This window comes from Streptomyces sp. MMCC 100 (genome assembly GCF_041538145.2).
Taxonomy (GTDB): Bacteria; Actinomycetota; Actinomycetes; order Streptomycetales; family Streptomycetaceae; genus Streptomyces.
Window position 1 is genome coordinate 7,706,228 of record NZ_JBGORK020000001.1, and the last position, 16,879, is coordinate 7,723,106.

Annotated in this window: 18 protein-coding genes; 8 read left to right on the forward strand and 10 right to left on the reverse strand. The window is 72.2% G+C overall.

What is annotated here, in order from left to right:
• Nucleotides 1–38 precede the first annotated feature (38 nt).
• Nucleotides 39–776 carry a nucleotidyltransferase family protein gene (locus ABS735_RS35715; RefSeq protein ID WP_373904214.1) on the forward strand — a complete coding sequence of 246 codons (738 nt, stop codon included), beginning with the start codon at nucleotides 39–41 and terminating at the stop codon, nucleotides 774–776.
• Here ABS735_RS35715 and ABS735_RS35720 read toward each other — a convergent pair.
• From ABS735_RS35720 to ABS735_RS35755, 8 genes are all read right to left on the reverse strand, one after another.
• Nucleotides 701–1,003 (reverse strand): hypothetical protein, encoded by a 303-nt coding sequence (locus ABS735_RS35720; RefSeq protein ID WP_373904215.1) that lies wholly within the window; start codon nucleotides 1,001–1,003, stop codon nucleotides 701–703. The two genes, ABS735_RS35715 and ABS735_RS35720, sit on opposite strands and share 76 nt — an antisense overlap.
• A 461-nt stretch (nucleotides 1,004–1,464) precedes the next feature.
• Nucleotides 1,465–1,647 (reverse strand): hypothetical protein, encoded by a 183-nt coding sequence (locus ABS735_RS35725; RefSeq protein WP_373904216.1) that lies wholly within the window; start codon nucleotides 1,645–1,647, stop codon nucleotides 1,465–1,467.
• Nucleotides 1,648–2,101: 454 nt separating this feature from the next.
• Nucleotides 2,102–3,832 carry a DoxX family protein gene (locus ABS735_RS35730; protein WP_373904217.1) on the reverse strand — a complete coding sequence of 577 codons (1,731 nt, stop codon included), beginning with the start codon at nucleotides 3,830–3,832 and terminating at the stop codon, nucleotides 2,102–2,104.
• 152 nt (nucleotides 3,833–3,984) lie between these two features.
• Nucleotides 3,985–4,929 carry a 23S rRNA (guanosine(2251)-2'-O)-methyltransferase RlmB gene (gene rlmB, locus ABS735_RS35735; RefSeq protein ID WP_373904218.1) on the reverse strand — a complete coding sequence of 315 codons (945 nt, stop codon included), beginning with the start codon at nucleotides 4,927–4,929 and terminating at the stop codon, nucleotides 3,985–3,987.
• 109 nt (nucleotides 4,930–5,038) lie between these two features.
• The gene (gene cysS / locus ABS735_RS35740) at nucleotides 5,039–6,439 is read right to left on the reverse strand and encodes a cysteine--tRNA ligase (protein ID WP_373904219.1); all 1,401 of its coding nucleotides are present in this window, start codon (nucleotides 6,437–6,439) and stop codon (nucleotides 5,039–5,041) included.
• A 280-nt stretch (nucleotides 6,440–6,719) separates the two neighbouring features.
• Nucleotides 6,720–7,232, reverse strand: coding sequence for a 2-C-methyl-D-erythritol 2,4-cyclodiphosphate synthase (ispF, locus tag ABS735_RS35745; protein WP_373904220.1), 513 nt, complete (start codon nucleotides 7,230–7,232; stop codon nucleotides 6,720–6,722).
• Nucleotides 7,222–8,022: a 2-C-methyl-D-erythritol 4-phosphate cytidylyltransferase gene (ispD, locus tag ABS735_RS35750; RefSeq protein WP_373904221.1), complete on the reverse strand. Its 801-nt coding sequence runs from the start codon at nucleotides 8,020–8,022 to the stop codon at nucleotides 7,222–7,224. Before ispD ends, ispF begins: the two co-directional genes overlap by 11 nt.
• A 349-nt stretch (nucleotides 8,023–8,371) precedes the next feature.
• Nucleotides 8,372–8,854 (reverse strand): CarD family transcriptional regulator, encoded by a 483-nt coding sequence (locus ABS735_RS35755; protein ID WP_003953493.1) that lies wholly within the window; start codon nucleotides 8,852–8,854, stop codon nucleotides 8,372–8,374.
• A gap of 643 nt (nucleotides 8,855–9,497) precedes the next feature.
• On the opposite strand from ABS735_RS35755, the gene ABS735_RS35760 reads away from it, so the two are divergent.
• Nucleotides 9,498–10,139 carry a copper chaperone PCu(A)C domain-containing protein gene (locus ABS735_RS35760; protein ID WP_373904222.1) on the forward strand — a complete coding sequence of 214 codons (642 nt, stop codon included), beginning with the start codon at nucleotides 9,498–9,500 and terminating at the stop codon, nucleotides 10,137–10,139.
• A gap of 215 nt (nucleotides 10,140–10,354) precedes the next feature.
• On the opposite strand, the gene phoP is transcribed toward ABS735_RS35760, so the two are convergent.
• Both phoP and phoR read right to left on the reverse strand, forming a co-directional pair.
• Nucleotides 10,355–11,026, reverse strand: coding sequence for a two-component system response regulator PhoP (phoP, locus tag ABS735_RS35765; RefSeq protein WP_467354317.1), 672 nt, complete (start codon nucleotides 11,024–11,026; stop codon nucleotides 10,355–10,357).
• A gap of 5 nt (nucleotides 11,027–11,031) precedes the next feature.
• The gene (gene phoR / locus ABS735_RS35770; RefSeq protein WP_373904223.1) at nucleotides 11,032–12,303 is read right to left on the reverse strand and encodes a two-component system sensor histidine kinase PhoR; all 1,272 of its coding nucleotides are present in this window, start codon (nucleotides 12,301–12,303) and stop codon (nucleotides 11,032–11,034) included.
• Nucleotides 12,304–12,517: 214 nt separating this feature from the next.
• Between phoR and phoU the strand changes: the two genes are divergently transcribed.
• From phoU to ABS735_RS35800, 6 genes are all read left to right on the forward strand, one after another.
• Complete coding sequence (gene phoU / locus ABS735_RS35775; protein ID WP_373904224.1) at nucleotides 12,518–13,207, forward strand: phosphate signaling complex protein PhoU; 690 nt, start codon at nucleotides 12,518–12,520, stop codon at nucleotides 13,205–13,207.
• 168 nt (nucleotides 13,208–13,375) lie between these two features.
• Nucleotides 13,376–13,531, forward strand: a complete 156-nt coding sequence (locus tag ABS735_RS35780) for a hypothetical protein (protein WP_373904225.1) — start codon at nucleotides 13,376–13,378, stop codon at nucleotides 13,529–13,531.
• 213 nt (nucleotides 13,532–13,744) lie between these two features.
• Entirely contained in the window at nucleotides 13,745–14,107 is a 363-nt protein-coding gene (locus tag ABS735_RS35785; protein ID WP_373904226.1) for an SCO4225 family membrane protein, read from the forward strand.
• Nucleotides 14,108–14,195: 88 nt separating this feature from the next.
• Nucleotides 14,196–15,461: a lanthionine synthetase LanC family protein gene (locus ABS735_RS35790; RefSeq protein ID WP_373904319.1), complete on the forward strand. Its 1,266-nt coding sequence runs from the start codon at nucleotides 14,196–14,198 to the stop codon at nucleotides 15,459–15,461.
• 71 nt (nucleotides 15,462–15,532) lie between these two features.
• Nucleotides 15,533–16,402 (forward strand): AraC family transcriptional regulator, encoded by an 870-nt coding sequence (locus tag ABS735_RS35795; protein ID WP_373904227.1) that lies wholly within the window; start codon nucleotides 15,533–15,535, stop codon nucleotides 16,400–16,402.
• Between the two features lie 43 nt (nucleotides 16,403–16,445).
• Entirely contained in the window at nucleotides 16,446–16,844 is a 399-nt protein-coding gene (locus ABS735_RS35800; protein ID WP_373904228.1) for a cupin domain-containing protein, read from the forward strand.
• The last annotated feature ends 35 nt before the right edge of the window (nucleotides 16,845–16,879 follow it).

The window sequence follows — 16,879 nt, forward strand, 5'->3', positions numbered from 1 at the left end:
CCTGCGGAGGCCCGTGGGGCGCCGCGTACAGTTCGGGCATGACCGATCCGAACGCCGCGTCCCGCCGCCCCGTTCAAGCCGTCGTCCTGGCCGGCGGACAGGGTTCCCGGCTGCGCCCCTACACCGACGACCGGCCCAAGCCGATGGTCGAGATCCCGGGCACCGGGACTCCGATCATCGGCCATCAGCTCGCCTGGCTCGCCGAGGAGGGCGTCACCGACGTCGTGGTCTCCTGCGGTCATCTGGCCGAGGTGCTGCAGAAGTGGCTGGCGAGCGCCGACCTGCCGCTCTCCGTCACGACCGTCGTGGAGACCGAGCCCCTCGGCCGCGGCGGCGGCCTCAAGTACGCCGCCGCCCACCTCCCCCACCCCGACCGGTCCTGGTACGCCACCAACGGCGACATCTGGACCCGTTTCTCGCTGCGCGACATGGCGGACTTCCACGCCGAGCGGGACGCCGTCGCGACCCTCGCCCTGGCCCGCCCGCGGCTGCCGTGGGGCGCCGTGCAGACGGACGGCTTCGGCCACATCACCGACTTCATCGAGGCGCCGCCGTCGACGTTCGAGATCAACGCGGGTGTCTACGTCTTCTCCCCGGAGTTCGCCGCCATGCTCCCGGAGCGCGGCGACCACGAGCGCACCACCTTCCCCCGGCTGGCCCGTGAGCACCGGCTCGCCGGTTTCCCGATCCCGCAGGGCTCCTACTGGCGCGCGATCGACACCGCGAAGGACCTGACGGAGGCGGCCAGGGAACTGGCGGCGCTGGGCGGCCGCTGAGGCGAGGTCTCCGCGGCGAACAGGCAGGCGTGGCAGGCGGCACCGTGCAGCCGGGAGTGCACGCGCGGGTCGTGTTCGGCGCACATCGGATCGGAGCTGCAGAGCCTGGCCTCCTCCAGCGCCTGGTCGATCGCCGGTCCCAGGCGCTCGCTGCGGCGCAGGGAGACGAGACCGCCCAGCGTGCCCTCGCTGTCCGGTGCCGCGGTGTACAGCAGGATTCCGGACATCGGGTCGGAGCCGGAACGGGCGTAGACGCGCTCTGATCGCGGACCACACCAAGTCGGCGCCGTACTGCTCCAGCTCGGGCCAGCAGGCCTGGGTGGGCAGCAGCATCTTGGCCGCGTCGGCGGGGACGGCGGCCAGGGGCGACAGCAGGTTCCAGTGCTCCCGGACCGCCTGTGCGAGAGGCTCCTCGGCGCGGGGGATGCTGAAGACCCGCAGCTGGGAGGCGAACCAGCTGTTGGTGGCGCCGAGCGCCATGGTGCGGGCGTGTTCCGCGCAGCCCTCCGGCGCGAACGAGCCGGCATGTCCAGCTCGGAGAAGAGTGCGCCGTCATCCTCCGGAGCGGGGCGGGGGTTGCGCCCAGCGGCCCGCGCCTTCGCCTTGGCTTTACGAGCGGCGGCCCTGCGCTTCTTTGCTTCGGGAATGTGCAGCCCTTGGGCCAGTTCTGCCTCGTAACGAGCGTGATTCAGCTCCAAGAGGCGGTCCAGAATTTCAGTCTGGGATCTCTCTTGGCCACGGCGAGCTTGCCGCCCTCGATGAGGCCGCCAGCCGCGATCACCTCCTCGTGGAGGCGGGCGCCGCCGCTGCCGCTGATGACGACCCGGCCGTGTGCCACGACGGCGGGACCGCGTAGGGCACCGTCCGGCACCACGCGCGCCGTGACGCGGGACAGCTTCCTGTCCTGGAGGGCCGGTCACCTCCGTCACCACCCACGGGCGGTTGCGTACGGTCACCAGCTGTCCGGGAGCGACGGGCGCGGCGCCGTCGGCCGGGCGAGTGAGGTCGGGGCTGCCGTCGGCCGCCGTTTCGTCAGTGTCCTCGGTTCCCGGCCGCACAGCCGCCCCACCCCTTGTCACGATGCCTCTTCACTCCTGTCCCGCCCGTACGCGGCTCGTAACGCCCTACGGAAGCCTAAGCGGCAGGGCCGGGAAGTTGTGGGCGCTCACCGATCGGTGAGCGCCGAGGCCCTGCACGGCCNTGGCTCACGCCGAGGCCGAGCACGAAACGGCCCGGGTGGGACACCTCCAGCTCGGCGAAGCTCGCCGCCGCCTCGGACGCACCGATCGGTGAGCGCCCACAACTTCCCGGCCCTGGTGCGGGAGTCAGCCCAGGAGACCGCCGACCAGACGTCCGCCGGGCTCTCCGGTGGACGACGAGCCGCCGCCGTCACCGCTCCCGGTGCCACCGGTGGAGCCGCCGGTGCCGCCGGTCGAGGTGCCGCCCGCGGTCGGTCCGGCCGTGGTGCTCGGTGCCTGGCCGGCCGGGGAGGACTGCCGCGGCGGGGCCTGGCCCGTGGTGCCCTGGGTCTGGCTCGGTGCGCCGCCGCCGGTGGCGGTGCCGCTGTCGCGGGTCGCTCCCGGGGTGGTCGCGGAGTCCTTCGAGGGGGTGGACGCGCCGCCGGTGGCGCCCTGGGTGGGGGAGGCGGAGGCCGCCGGGGACGAGGTCTTCGGCTTGCGGGTGCCGGGCTCCTGCGGGAGCGGCGAGCCGGGCAGTTCGTTGCGCGGGGCCTCGCCGGGCCCGGGGACGACCACGCGGTCGGCGTCCCGGACGGCACCGCCGAGGACGGAGCCGACGAGGAGGGTGACACCGGCGACGAGGAAGGTGATGACGGCGCCGCGGCGCAGGACGTAGCGGCGCAGGTCCCAGATGTCGGAACGGGGGCCGAGCCGACGCCAGGCGCTGCTCGCGAGCCTGCCGTCCACGGAGTAGACGGGCGCCCCGGCGATGATCAGCGGGGACCAGGCGGCGAGGTAGATGATGTCGGGCGCGTCGTAGACCGGGACGCTCTTCCAGCTGACGGTGACGAGGAGCGCGGCGGACAGGCCGGCGCCGATGACGGCGGCCACGCGCTGCCAGCAGCCGAGGACGGTCAGGACGCCCACCAGCACCTGGAGGAAGGCGATCACCAGCCCGGCGCCCACGGGGTGGGCGAGGGCGAACTGGCGCAGCGGCTCGGCGACGTCCCAGGGGTGCAGGGTGTTGAGCCACTTGACCATGGACCCGCGTTCGCCGCCGTCGAAGTAGACGGGGTCGCAGAGCTTGCCCATGCCGGCGTAGATGGAGATGAAGCCGAGGAAGACGCGCAGGGGCAGCAGGACGACGCCGAGGTTCATGCGGCGGCCGGGGAAGTAGGCGTGCCGTGCCGGGTCGTCGCCGCGGCGTCTGCTGCGGGGCTCGCCCCGCTCCGTGCCGTCGTAGCCGTCGGGGCCGTATCCGTCGTCGCGGTAGCCGTCGTCGCGGTAGCCGTCGGTTCCGGTCCCGAAGTCCTGCGTGCCGTAAGCGGATTCGTCGTAGGCGGGCTCGTCGTAGGCGCTGCCGACGGTGCGCATGGCGGGCAGCAGCCGGGTGCCGTCGGGGACGGGGCCGCGCTGGGCGCCGACGAGGGGGGTCTCGAGCGTCTGGGTGGCGGGGCCGTCGTCGTAGTCCAGGGGGCCGCCGTCGAGGTCGACCCGCGGGATGACCTGAGTGGCTCCGGCGTCGGCGGCCGGTTCGTCGGTGTGGTGACCGGCTCCCGCCCGCACCGCCTGGAGCAGCCGGTGCGCGCCGGTGTCGTCCGGATCGGACCGCCCGCTCCACACGACGGCACGGCGGCGGCCCGCGGCCGGGGCGGCGGGCATGCGGGCGGTGTTCTGGGTGGCGCTCAGGTGCCGCGCGATCCGCGGGGACTGGGTCCGCCGCGCGGAGGCACCGAACTGCACGCGGAAGCTCGCGTGGTTGACGATGACCTGGGCCGGATCGCTCGGCACCTTCACCATGCTCAGCGCGGGAGCGTCGTCGTATCCCGACGAGCGGTCCCCCGTGGGTGTGCGGGGTGTTCTGGTGTCCACACTCATCTAACCGAGTGATGTGTCGTTAGGACACTGCCTTGACCGCCCCGATCTGTCCGGACCGCGTCAAGCATGTCCGGACAGCCTCGAACACCCCGTTTGGGTTACGCCGCGAACATCCGTTCAGCCCGTTGCGCGAACATCCGTGCAGCCCGTTGTCAGCGCCGTCGCCGCGCCGCCTCGTACAGCACGATCCCGGCCGCCACACCGGCGTTGAGGGACTCGGCGCCACCCGGCATCGGGATCCGGACCCGGAAGTCGCACGTCTCGCCGACGAGTCGGGACAGGCCCTTGCCCTCGCTGCCGACGACGATGACCACGGGCCCGTCCAGGGCCTCCAGGTCGCCGAGTTCGGCCTCGCCGTCGGCGGCGAGGCCGACGACCGTGATGCCGGCCTTCTGGTACGACTCCAGCGCCCGGGTGAGGTTGGTGGCGCGGGCCACCGGCGTACGGGCGGCCGTACCGGCGGACGTCTTCCAGGCGCCCGCCGTCATACCGGCCGCGCGCCGCTCGGGCACGACGACGCCGTGGCCGCCGAAGGCGGAGACGGAGCGGACGACGGCGCCGAGGTTGCGCGGGTCGGTCACGCCGTCGAGGGCGACGATCAGCGGGTCCGCGCCCTCGTCGTGGGCGGCGGCGACCAGGTCCTCGGGGTGCGCGTACTCGTACGGCGGCACCTGGAGCACGAGCCCCTGGTGGTTCAGCCCGTTGGTCATCCGGTCCAGCTCGGGACGCGGCGCCTCCATCAGGTTGATCCCGCCGCGCTCGGCGGCGAGCTGGAGGGCCTCGCGCACCCGCTCGTCGTTGTCGATGAACTGCTGGACGTAGAGCGTGGAGGCGGGCACGCCCTCGCGCAGCGCCTCGTAGACCGGGTTGCGGCCGACGACCAGCTCGGACGTCGAGCGGCCGCCGCCGCGTCGCTGCTGCGGGCGTCCCGTGGTGGTGCGGCGCGCCTTGGCGTTGGCGGCGCGCTGCTTGGCGTGCCCCTTGCGCATCTCGGCGGGGGGCGTCGGCCCCTTGCCTTCCAGGCCCCGGCGTCGCTTGCCGCCGCTGCCGACCTGCGCGCCCTTCTTGCCGGACATGCGGCGGTTGTTCGCGGCCATGAGTTACCTGTCTCCGCTCTCTACGGGAGTGTGCGTGCTGCTTGCGTCTTATGCAGTGTGCCGCCCGGAGGGCCGGGCGGCACAATCGATCTACGAGTGCGGACTCGGGTCAGCGGGAGCCGAGGCTCCAGCGGGGCCCCTGCGGGCTGTCCTCGATGACCAGTCCGGACTGCCCGAGCCGGTCGCGGATGGCGTCGGCGGTGGCCCAGTCCTTCCGCGCCCGGGCGGCCTCGCGCTGATCGAGCACGAGCCGTACGAGGCTGTCGACGACGTGCCGCAGGTCCTCGCCCTGCTCCTGCTCCCCGGCCCACTGCGCGTCCAGCGGGTCCAGGCCGAGCACGCCGAGCATGGCCCGCACCTCGGCGAGGCGCGCCACGGCGGCCTCCTTGTCGTCGGCGGCCAGCGCGCTGTTGCCCTGCCGGACGGTGGTGTGCACGATCGCGAGCGCCTGCGGGACGCCGAGGTCGTCGTCCATCGCCTCGGCGAAAGCGGGCGGCACCTCGGCGGCGGGCTCGACGGCGTGGCCGGCCAGCTCGCTGACGCGCTGCACGAAGCCCTCGATGCGCGCGTACGCCGACTCGGCCTCGCGCAGGGACTCCTCGCTGTACTCGATGGTGGAGCGGTAGTGCGGGGTACCGAGGTAGTACCGCAGCACGACCGGCCGCCAGTGCTTGACCATCTCGCTCACGAGGACGCTGTTGCCGAGCGACTTGGACATCTTCTCGCCGCTCATGGTGACCCAGGCGTTGTGCACCCAGTAGCGGGCGAAGGCGTCGCCGAAGCCCTTGGCCTGGGCGATCTCGTTCTCGTGGTGCGGGAAGATCAGGTCGATCCCGCCCCCGTGGATGTCGAATTCCTCGCCCAGGTACTTGTGCGCCATGGCGGAGCACTCCAGGTGCCAGCCGGGCCGCCCCCGCCCCCACGGCGTCTCCCAGCTCGGCTCCCCGGGCTTGGCCGCCTTCCACATGGCGAAGTCGCGCGGGTCCCGCTTGCCGGTCTCGCCCTCCCCGGCGGGCTGGCGCAGCTCGTCGAGGTCCTGGTTGGACAGCGACAGGTAGCCCGGCAGGGACCGTACGTCGAAGTAGACGTTGCCCTCGGCCTCGTAGGCGTGCCCGCGCTCGATGAGGCCGCGCATCATCTCGACCATCTCGGTGATGTGGCCCGTGGCGCGCGGCTCGTACGTGGGCGGCAGGCAGCCGAGGGCGGAGTAGGCGTCGTTGAACGCCCGCTCGTTCTCGTACCCGATGGACCACCAGGGGCGGTTCTGCTCGGCCGCCTTCTTGATGATCTTGTCGTCGATGTCGGTGACGTTGCGGATGAACGTGACGTCGTAGCCGCGGTACGCGAACCAGCGGCGCATGATGTCGAAGTTCAGCCCCGACCGGACGTGCCCGATGTGCGGGGCGGCCTGCACGGTGGCACCGCACAGGTAGATCGAGACGCAGCCCGGCGTGAGGGGGGCGAAGTCACGGATCTGCCGGGCGCTGGTGTCGTACAGGCGAATAGTCACGTGTCCAGGGTAGTAGGCGCCGGGCAGTGCCCAGGGCACACGTCCCGCGTTGTTGCGGGACCGAGTCGCAACCCGGGAGGCGCCGAGGCACCGGCCACATGTCCGCCCGAGCCGGCCCGTCGACGCCGACCGCCCTCTCACCCACCCGAGCCGGAACGCCGAGGGGGTGACCTCCTGTCCCCGCGAGACGGGTGTTGGGGGGCACCCGCCGAGGTCCAGGGGCGGGGCCCCTGGACCTCGGGCGCGGGGCGGGGCCACGCGGGGCGCCCCCACCCCCGCCCTAAGACACCCGCGCGACCAACGCCGTGGCCACCGCCATCAGCCCTTCCCCCCGCCCGGGGAACCCCAGCCCGTCCGTCGTCGCCCCCGACACGGACACCGGCGCCCCCACCGCCGCGGACAGAACGGCCTCCGCCTCGTCCCGCCGCTTGCCGATCTTCGGCCGCGCCCCGACCACCTGCACCGCGACGTTCCCGATCCGGAACCCCGCCGCCCGCACGATCCGCGCCGCCTCCGTCAGGAGCGTCACCCCGGCCGCCCCGGACCACTCCGGCCGCCCGGTGCCGAAGTGCCGGCCCAGGTCGCCGAGCCCCGCCGCGGAGAACAGCGCGTTGCACGCCGCGTGGGCGACGACGTCCGCGTCGGAGTGCCCGGCGAGCCCGGTCCCCTCGCCCTCCCACTTCAGCCCGGCGCACCACAGCTCACGCCCTTCCTCGAAGGCGTGGATGTCCGTACCGATCCCGACCTGCGGCAACACGGGCAGCCCCGCCGCCCCGAAACCCTCAGAACCCATCGTTCAGCCTCCTGCGCGCCAGCACGGCCTCCGCGAGCACCAGGTCGAGCGGGCGCGTCACCTTGAACGCCTCCTCGTGCCCCGGCACCACCACCACCGCGAGCCCGAGCTGCTCGACCATGCTCGCGTCGTCGGTGACGTCGTCGGTCACCGTTCCGTGGGCGCGCACCAGCGTGGCGCGGTCGAAACCCTGCGGGGTCTGCACCGCGCGCAGCCGCGCCCGCTCCGGCGTCGCCACCACCGGCTCCGGCTCGCCCGGCGCCGCGGCGGGCTCGACCTGCTTGACGGTGTCGGCGAGCGGCACCGCCGGCACCACGGCGGGCGCGCCCTCCCGTACGGCGTCGATCACGGCGTCCACCGTGTCCACCGGTACCAGCGGCCGGGCCGCGTCGTGCACCAGGACGATGTCGTACTCGGGCGGCAACGCGTCCAGGCCGAGCCGTACGGACTCCTGCCGCGTCTCGCCCCCCGGCACCACGAGGAAGTCCGTCCTCTCGGGCAGCGCGTGCGCGTCGAGGAGGTTCTTGACCTCGGCCGCGCCGTCGGGCGGTGCGACGACCACGACGAGGGAGACCCCGCGGGAGGCGGCCATCGCCCGGACCGCGTGGATGAGCATGGGCGTGCCGCCCAGCGCGCGCAGGGCCTTGGGGGCGCCCGGGCCGAGCCGTACGCCCCGGCCCGCGGCCGGGATCACGGCGGCGGTCCTGGCACCCGTACGGTGCGCTGCGGGCGCCTCGGCGGGGGTTTCGGTGGGGGTTTCGGTGGGCGAGGGACGCGATTCGTCAGACATCGGTTCCTGTCAGGTTTGTGTGCTCGACCTACTTGGGTATGGCCTCACCGTGCCGGGCGCGATGCCTTGACCGGACCCTTCCGTGACCCTGGTCGAGCCAGCAGCCCGGGCCCGGCACGCCAGGATCCGGGGAAGCCTCCCGGGACGAGCGTACGAGGATCATCGGCATCCGGACGTCCGGATGCCGGAAACCGTGTCCGGGTACGAACATGCCGCAGCGCCCGGCGACAGCAAGGATGTCATCGGGCACCGCGGCATTTCAGTGCGCTGAACCGAGTGGCTGACGGTCTGCGCCTCGCCTCGGATCCAGTCGGATCAGCTCGGATCCAGTCGGATCAATCCAGTCGGATCAGGAGGCGAGCACCTCGTCGAGCAGGGCCTCCGCCTTGTCCTCGTTGGTGTTCTCCGCGAGAGCCAGCTCGCTCACCAGGATCTGGCGGGCCTTGGCGAGCATGCGCTTCTCACCTGCGGAGAGTCCGCGCTCGCGCTCGCGGCGCCACAGGTCGCGCACGACTTCCGCGACCTTGATGACGTCGCCGGAGGCGAGCTTCTCCAGATTTGCCTTGTAACGACGTGACCAGTTCGTGGGCTCCTCGGCGTACGGCGCGCGCAGCACCTCGAAGACCCGGTCCAGCCCGTCCTGACCGACCACATCACGCACGCCGACGAACTCCGCATTGTCCGCTGGCACACGTACCGTCAGGTCGCCCTGGGCGACCTTCAGCACCAAGTAGGTCTTGTCCACGCCTTTGATCTGGCGAGTTTCGATAGCCTCGATCAGCGCGGCCCCGTGATGGGGATAGACCACGGTGTCGCCAACCTTGAACGTCATGTGACAGGTACCCCTTCCGTGGCTATCCAGGGTAACACGGAAACGGCGTCTTCTGAATGGCGTTTTCGCAGGTCAGGGCATATCTCGGGGCTTGACAACAGCAACAGGAACGTGCTGCACCGGGCGAGCGGAAGAAAGTATTCGCAGGTCGGAGCGGCTCTTCAGGCCGGGCGAAACACGCACGTCACACACTCCGGAAGCCCTCGCCACACGCCCGAAGATACCGATATGTCCGGTTCCACGCGTGCGACTTCCGCTACTCCGTTCGGTGGCCGTGGCGGGGTTCCGGACGAATCCGGAATTGATCACGAGGTGCCCCACCCGGCCCACGGGTGATCAATTTCCCGGCCGCCCGCGCATTCCTTCACGGAAATTTCGCGTACCGATCCGCGACCGGTATGGCGGAGGGCTTCATAGCTGAATGTCGGACGAGTACGGGTCACAAAACGACGCGTGGAACGGCCCCGAACCGCGCCCGGACCGCGCCCGCGCCCTACCGCCTGCCGAGCGAAGCCGGGGGTCTTCGGGGAGGGTCGGGTGCGGCGGCCCGAGAACGGCTCGGTAGCCTGAGGCCGCTGACAGCCACTTAGGGCGGCTTTATCCGTTGCCGCCACCCGCTCGAGTCCAAGGAGTTGCCGCCGCCGTGAGCAGCAGCCTTCGACGCGGTGCCCTCGCCGCCGCCGCCATCGCGTTCTCGATCGCCTCGCTCGCCGCGTGCGGTGCCGGTCACAACGCCCAGACGCTGGAGATCAAGCCGGACCACGCTGCGACGACCGTCGGCGACATCGAGGTCCAGAACGCGGTCGTCATCACGCAGCCCGATCTGGAGTCGACCGGCCCGGCCGTGGTCGCCGTCACCCTGTTCAACAACGGCACGACGGACCAGACCCTCGAGTCCGTCAGCGTGTCCGGCACCGGCAAGTCCGCCGAGCTGAAGCCCGCCAAGGGCGAGAAGGGCGACCTGACCGTACCGGCCGGCGGTTCCCTGATCCTCGGCGGCAAGGACAACGCCGCCGCCGTCCTGCCCAGCAGCCGCGAGGCGATCCAGGACGGCAACGCGCAGAAGATCACCTTCGCCTTCAGCAAGACCGGCGAGGTGAGCCTGCGCGCGCTCGTCGTCCCCGCCGAGAGCTACTTCTCCAAGTGGGGCCCGAGCGACGTCCCGTCGGCCCCGGGCGCGTCGGCGCAGCCCTCCGGGGAAGCCTCCGCACAGACCTCGGGCGAGCCGTCCGACGGCGAGTCCTCCGGCACCCCGTCGGACGGCGCGACGGCCTCCAGTCACTGACCGGGCCGAACACAGCTAGGGCGGGAACCTTGGTTATCGGTTCCCGCCCTTGGCGATTCCGAGCCTACGGCTCGAACTTTTGGCTCGCCCCCGAGAGAGCTTCCTGCTTCATCGCGCCGCGCCCGGATTTCTCCGAGTCTTACCGGCGCTCCACAAGCGTTTAGCCTCTCCGCCTGCCCGACGGCGAGGAACACGCAGTGTAGCGGATTGACGACTTAGGGTTCAAACTTGTAGCCCAGCCCGCGCACCGTCACCAGGTACCGCGGCGCGCCCGGGTCGGGCTCGATCTTGGCGCGCAGCCGCTTGACGTGGACGTCGAGGGTCTTGGTGTCACCGACGTAGTCGGCGCCCCACACCCGGTCGATCAGCTGCATGCGGGTCAGCACGCGGCCGGCGTTGCGCAGCAGCATCTCCAGCAGGTCGAACTCCTTCAGCGGCAGGTCGACCTTGGTGCCGCCGACGGTCACCACGTGCCGGTCCACGTCCATCCGGACGGGACCGGCCTCCAGGGCGGCCGGGGCGACCTCCTCCGGCTCGCCGCGCCGCCGCAGTACGGCACGGATGCGGGCGACCAGCTCGCGGGAGGAGAAGGGCTTGGTGACGTAGTCGTCGGCCCCTATCTCCAGCCCGACGACCTTGTCGATCTCGCTGTCCTTGGCGGTCACCATGATCACGGGAACGTTCGAGCGGCCGCGCAGCTGGCGGCAGACCTCGGTGCCCGGCAGGCCGGGCAGCATCAGGTCGAGGAGCACGAGGTCGGCGCCGTTGCGCTCGAACTCGTCGAGTCCGTCGGGGCCGGTGGCCGCGATGGCGACCTCGAAGCCCTCCTTGCGGAGCATGTACGACAGGGCGTCGGAGAAGGACTCCTCGTCCTCGACGACGAGCACACGGGTCACGGAAGGACCTCCGGGGCGGGAAACGATTCGTACGTGGATGTATGGGGGGATGAAGACGCCCGCTCGGTCTCGTCGCTGAGCCCGTTGCGGTCGGACCGCTGCTGCGCGCGGTCGCGGGCGAGGCCCGCCTCCGGCAGTCGCAGGGTGAAGGTGGAGCCCTGGCCTTCGGCGCTCCACACCGTGACCTCCCCGCCGTGCGAGGCGACCACGTGCTTGACGATCGCGAGACCCAGACCGGTGCCTCCGGTGGCCCGGGAGCGGGCCGGGTCGACGCGGTAGAAGCGCTCGAAGACGCGCTCCTTGTCCTTCTCCGAGATGCCGATGCCCTGGTCGGTCACGGCGATCTCGATCAGGTCGCCGCCGGTGGCGGCGACGCGGCGGGCGGCTATGCCGACGCGGGTGCGGGCCGGCGAGTAGTTGACGGCGTTCTCGACGAGGTTGCCGAGGGCGGCGGCGAGCTGGCCGCGGTTGCCGCGTACGTGCAGATCCGCCGTTCCTCCGGCGGCCATGGTGATCTGCTTGGTGCCGGCCGCGTGCCGGCAGCGGTCGATGGCCTCGGCGACCAGCTCGTCCACCCGGACGGGCTCGGCGTCGTCGAGGGGGTCGTCGTTCTGGACCCGGGACAGGTCGATGAGCTCCTGCACGAGGTTGGTGAGCCGGGTCGCCTCGATCTGCATCCGCCCGGCGAACCGCTCCACGGCCTCCGGGTCGTCCGCGGCGTCCATCACGGCCTCGGAGAGCAGCGAGAGCGCCCCCACCGGTGTCTTCAGCTCGTGGCTCACGTTGGCGACGAAGTCGCGCCGTACGGCCTCGATGCGGCGGGCCTCGGTGAGGTCCTCGACCAGCAGCAGCACCAGCCGGGAACCGAGGGGCGCGACGCGTGCGGAGACGGCGAGGGCCTCCCCCCGCCCGTTGCCGCGTCGCGGCAGGTCCAGCTCGACCTGCCGTATCTCTCCGTCCCGCCGGGTGTCCCTGGCCATCTGCAGCATGGGCTCGACGGCGAGCTTGCCGCCCCGGACCAGGCCGAGGGCGTACGCCGCCGAGCTGGCCTTGACCACCGCGTCGGCCTCGTCCAGGACGACCGCGGAGGAGCGCAGTACGGAAAGGACGGTGTCGACGCCGGGCGGCAGCACGGGGTCCGTGTGGAGCGAGGTGCGTGTGGGGCGCTTCTGCTCACGCTCGCTCCAGCGGAACGCCAGCACGGCGATGACGCCGGTGAGTACTCCGGCGATCGCTGCCACTGCGGCGACCGCCGCGTTCACGTCCATGTCTCAAGGTTAGGCACGGCGAACCGTCCCGCCCCAGCCATCGGGGTGCGACCTCGAACACTCGTCGCCCAGAGTTCACCTTGGAGCCAGGGTCGGTTCATTTGGGGTGCCGGAAACGGACGCGTACAGGCCGGAACGTGTAAGCGTGGGGGCACGGCGAGGGGCGCGAGGCCGTCTTCGAGCCCCTTAAACGGACGTACGAGAGGGAATCCTGATGCGGGACGCGTACCACGAGGAACTTGATTCGATCGGTGACGGTCTGGTGGAGATGGCCCGGCTGGTCGGGTCGGCCATCGGACGCGCCACGACCGCGATCCTCGACTCCGACCTGAAGCTGGCGGAGGCCGTCATCGAGGCCGACCAGAAGGTCGACGACCTCCAGCACGAGCTGGAGGCCCGGGCGATAACCCTGCTGGCCCGGCAGCAGCCGGTGGCGACGGACCTGCGCATCGTCGTCACCTCGCTGCGGATGTCGGCCGACCTGGAGCGTTCGGGCGACCTGGCCCAGCACGTGGCCAAGCTGGCCCGGCTGCGCTACCCGGAGCGTGCGGTGCCGCACGACCTGCACGCGACCATCCTGGAGATGGGCCAGCTCGCGCAGCGCCTGATGGCGAAGGCGGCCGAGGTGATCATCACCAAGGACGTCGACCTGGCGCTCCAGCTGGAGCAGGACGACGACGCGATGGACCTCCTGCACCGCACCCTGTTCCAGCACCTGATGGACGACCGCTGGAAGCACGGCATCGAGACGGCGGTCGACGTCACGCTGCTGGGCCGCTACTACGAGCGCTACGCCGACCACGCGGTCGCGGTCGCCAAGCGGGTGGTCTACCTGGTCACCGGCGAGCACGCGGACGACCTCCAGGCGGACATCCAGCCGGCGACGCAGGTCAAGGGCGCCTGAGGGACTGGGTTCCGGGCGCGTCAACGGCGCACTGGGGCGAGCGCGCGCCCCAGTGCGCCGTTGATGCGACGGCCGTCCGGGGCGTGCAATGGATGCGGAGACCCAAAGACCCAGGTACCCAGAGATCCAGCGACCCCGGGCCCCAGGCACCCGCTTCCAGGAGGAACCATGGCCGATTCCCCCAGCACGAAGCCCGACCCCGCACAGGAACGCCCCACCGAGCAGTCCGTCGAGATCCGCAGCCTCCCGCTGATCGCCGCCTGCGGCTGCGGCTCGGGCTGCGGCTGCGGCTGCCAGTCGGGCAGCCCCTGCCAGTGCGGCTGACGCGGTAGCGGTACGGCGGCGGCCGGCACCCCGGCCGCCGTACGACTGCCATACGACTGCCGTGCGACTGCCGTGCGACTGCCCCTGACGGCCGTCCATGGGTGTCGCGTCGTACGACTTGAGTACGGGTACTCAGGCCCCGGGCCCGCTCCCGTCCGACCCTGGAAACTGGAAGCCGGACGAAGACGACGACCACGGGGAGCCCGATATCCGATGACGAAGACCACGATCACCCCCCGGATACGCACCCTGATCCGCCTGACCGTCGCCAACCGCGCCTCGGCGGCCTATCTGACCCTGGTCGGCGGCGCGATGGCGGTCGCCGCGGTGCAGCCCCTGTTCGGGACCGGCCCCGACGCGTCCCTCATCTGGGTCTGGCCGGCCCTGTTCACCTTCCCGGCCTTCGGTTTCGTGGCCTGGCTCGGCGAGGCGGGCTGGGGCGGCGACGCACCGGCGTGGTTCTTCATCGGCGGCATCGTGCTCTCGGCGCTGATCCAGTCGCTCGCCCTGAGCGCGGTGTGGCAGACCCTGCGCGGACGCCGGGGGAGCCGTAGGCACCTGACGGCGGCGAACTGACCCCACTGCGTCCACTGACTGCCTCCGAGGCCCCCTGGGCCTGGGCCGGGGCGTGCCCGGATGCGAGGGTGACCCCATGACTGACCCCATGACGCCGACAGGAGCCACGGTCGTGACGGCCGACGCGGTCGAGGACATCGCGGTGGACGGGCTGCGGTGGCTGACGGGGACGGCGCGGGAAACCCCCGACGGCGGCCTCGCCTGGCCGGCCGCGCCGTCGGACGACGCCGTCGAACCGATGCTCTACAACGGCACGGCCGGCAACGTCCCCGTACTCCTGGAGGCGTGGCGCCACTTCGGTGACGACGCGTACGCCGACACCGCCCTGCGCGCGGCCCGCTCCCTCGCCGGCTCGGTCGACGACATGGACGACGACTCGCTCTACTTCGGCCGCACCGGCCTGGCACTGGCCCTGCGCGCCGCCCACACCGAGCTGGGCGACAGCGCCTCGGGCGAGGCCGCGGACCGCGCCCTGCGACTCGTCCGGTCCCGCTTCGACGGCACCCGCTGGGGCGAACTCTTCGAGCTGATGGGCGGCAACGCGGGCATCGGTCTCGGCGCCCTCCTGGCCGGCGACCCGGACTTGGCCGTCCTGGCCGTGGAGCCGTACCTGCGCACGGCGGAGCAGACGGCGAACGGCGTCCACTGGCCGCACCGCCCAGGCACCGACTCCCGCCTGCACCACGTCTCGCACGGCACCCTCGGCATCGCCCTGGCCCTCGCCCGCGTCGGCGCCGCCACCGGCCGCGGCGACCTGCTCGACCTGGCGCTGTCCGCCGCGGCCGACGTCGTGGCCCGCGACACGGCGGGCCCCGAGGGCTTCCTGGCCCCGCACTCCACCCCGCAGTTCCGCCCCGACGTGATCGACCCCGTCAGCTACGGCTGGTGCCACGGCCCGGCCGGCGACGCCCAGCTCTTCCGCACCCTGCGCGACGTCACGTCCGACCCCGCCTGGACCACCCTGGCCGACCGCTGCTGGCACACGGTCACCCGCTCCGGCGTGCCCCGGCGGCTGCGACCCGGCTTCTGGGACAACAACGGCCGCTGCTGCGGCACCGCGGGCGTCCTGGCCCTGGCCTGCGACCGGATCGCCGAGCAGCGGGACCCGTACGACTTCGCCGACGTCCTGGTCGCGGACCTGGCCACCCGCGCGATCCGGGACGGCGAGGGCGCCCGCTGGTCGAACTTCGACTTCCGGTCCACGCCGGGCGACCTCGAACCGCGGATCGGCTGGGCGATGGGCACCGCGGGCATCGTCCGCGAGCTGCTCCGCTACGTACGCCTGGCCCGCGGGGGCGACCCCGGGTACGCGTTCACCTGGCCGGACCAGCCGCCGGTGTCAGCACCCGCCTGACCGAACCGGACCGGAGCGATCGGGCGCGGCAGGGACACCCCCTGCCACGGTGGATGCCGAAGGGAGGCCCCGTGATCTCGGCGCTGAACGACCTGGTCGACCTGGTCGAGGACCGCCTCGGCGAGGAACCGGACGTACCCGCGCTGGCCGCGACGCTCGGCACGACCGAGTACCACCTGCGCCGGATGTTCTCGTCGCTGGCCGGCATGCCGCTGTCGGAGTACGTCCGCCGGCGCCGCATGACGGTGGCCGCCGCCGACCTCGTGCGGGGCGGGGACGACCTGCTGGGCATCGCCGTCCGGTACGGATACGGCTCCACGGAGGCGTTCGGACGCGCGTTCCGGTCGGTCCACGGCGCCGCCCCGCGCGACGTCCGCCGTGACGGAGGCCCCCTTCGGACCCAGCCGCAGCTCAGGTTCCGCCTGAGAGTCGAAGGGAGCACTCCCATGGACACCCGTTTCACCGACCGCCCCGCGTCCCGCCTGATCGGGCACGCGACCCGCGTCCCCCTCATCTACGAGGGCGTCAACCCGCACATCCAGGAGCACATCGCCGCTCTGCCCCAGGAGGCGCACGTCCGGCTGAAGGCCCTCGGTGACACCGACCCGGCAGGCCTGCTCCAGGTCACCGACGATCTCGCCCCCGACAGCCCGGAGGGCAGCGAACTGACCTATCTGCACGGCGTAGCCGTCTCCGCCGGCACACCGGCACCCGACGACCTCGACGCCATCGAGGTGCCGGCCGGCACGTGGGCGGTCTTCCGCAGCTCGGGCCCCTTCCCGGAAGCCCTCCAGACCACCTGGGCGGCCACCGCGGCCGAGTGGTTCCCCTCCAACCCCTGGCGCCTGCGCCCGGGCCCCTCGATCGTCGCCGTCCTGGACCGCGCGGAGGACTTCACGACGGCGACGACGGAACTGTGGCTGCCGGTGGAACCGGCCTGAGGGCGGCGATTCCCGGGGCAGCCGGCTGCTAGCTTCCTGAACCATGACCGACAGCGTGTACGTGGGCAATGCGGGCGAGGACGCGGCACTGGACCGGGGCTGGCTGCTGGGGCACTTCAAGGACGCCTCCGACCCCCGGCACAGCGAGGACGTGGAGATCAAGTGGGGCGTCCACCCGAAGGGGGACGAGCGCGCCCACTGGGTCACCGGCGAGGAACGCACCGCCCTGCAGGTGCTCATCAGCGGCCGCTTCCGCGTCGAACTCCCCGGCCGCAGTGTCGTACTGGCCGAGCAGGGCGACTACGTCGTGTGGGGCAGGGGCGTCGACCACTCCTGGTACGCGGAGGAGGAGTCCGTGGTGCTGACGGTGCGGTGGCCGTCGCTGCCGGGGTACGCGGTCGACGCCCGGACCGGCCCCGGGGCACCGTCGGCGGGGAGCTGAGGTCTCGCCGACGCCGGGAGCACGACCCCGAGCCG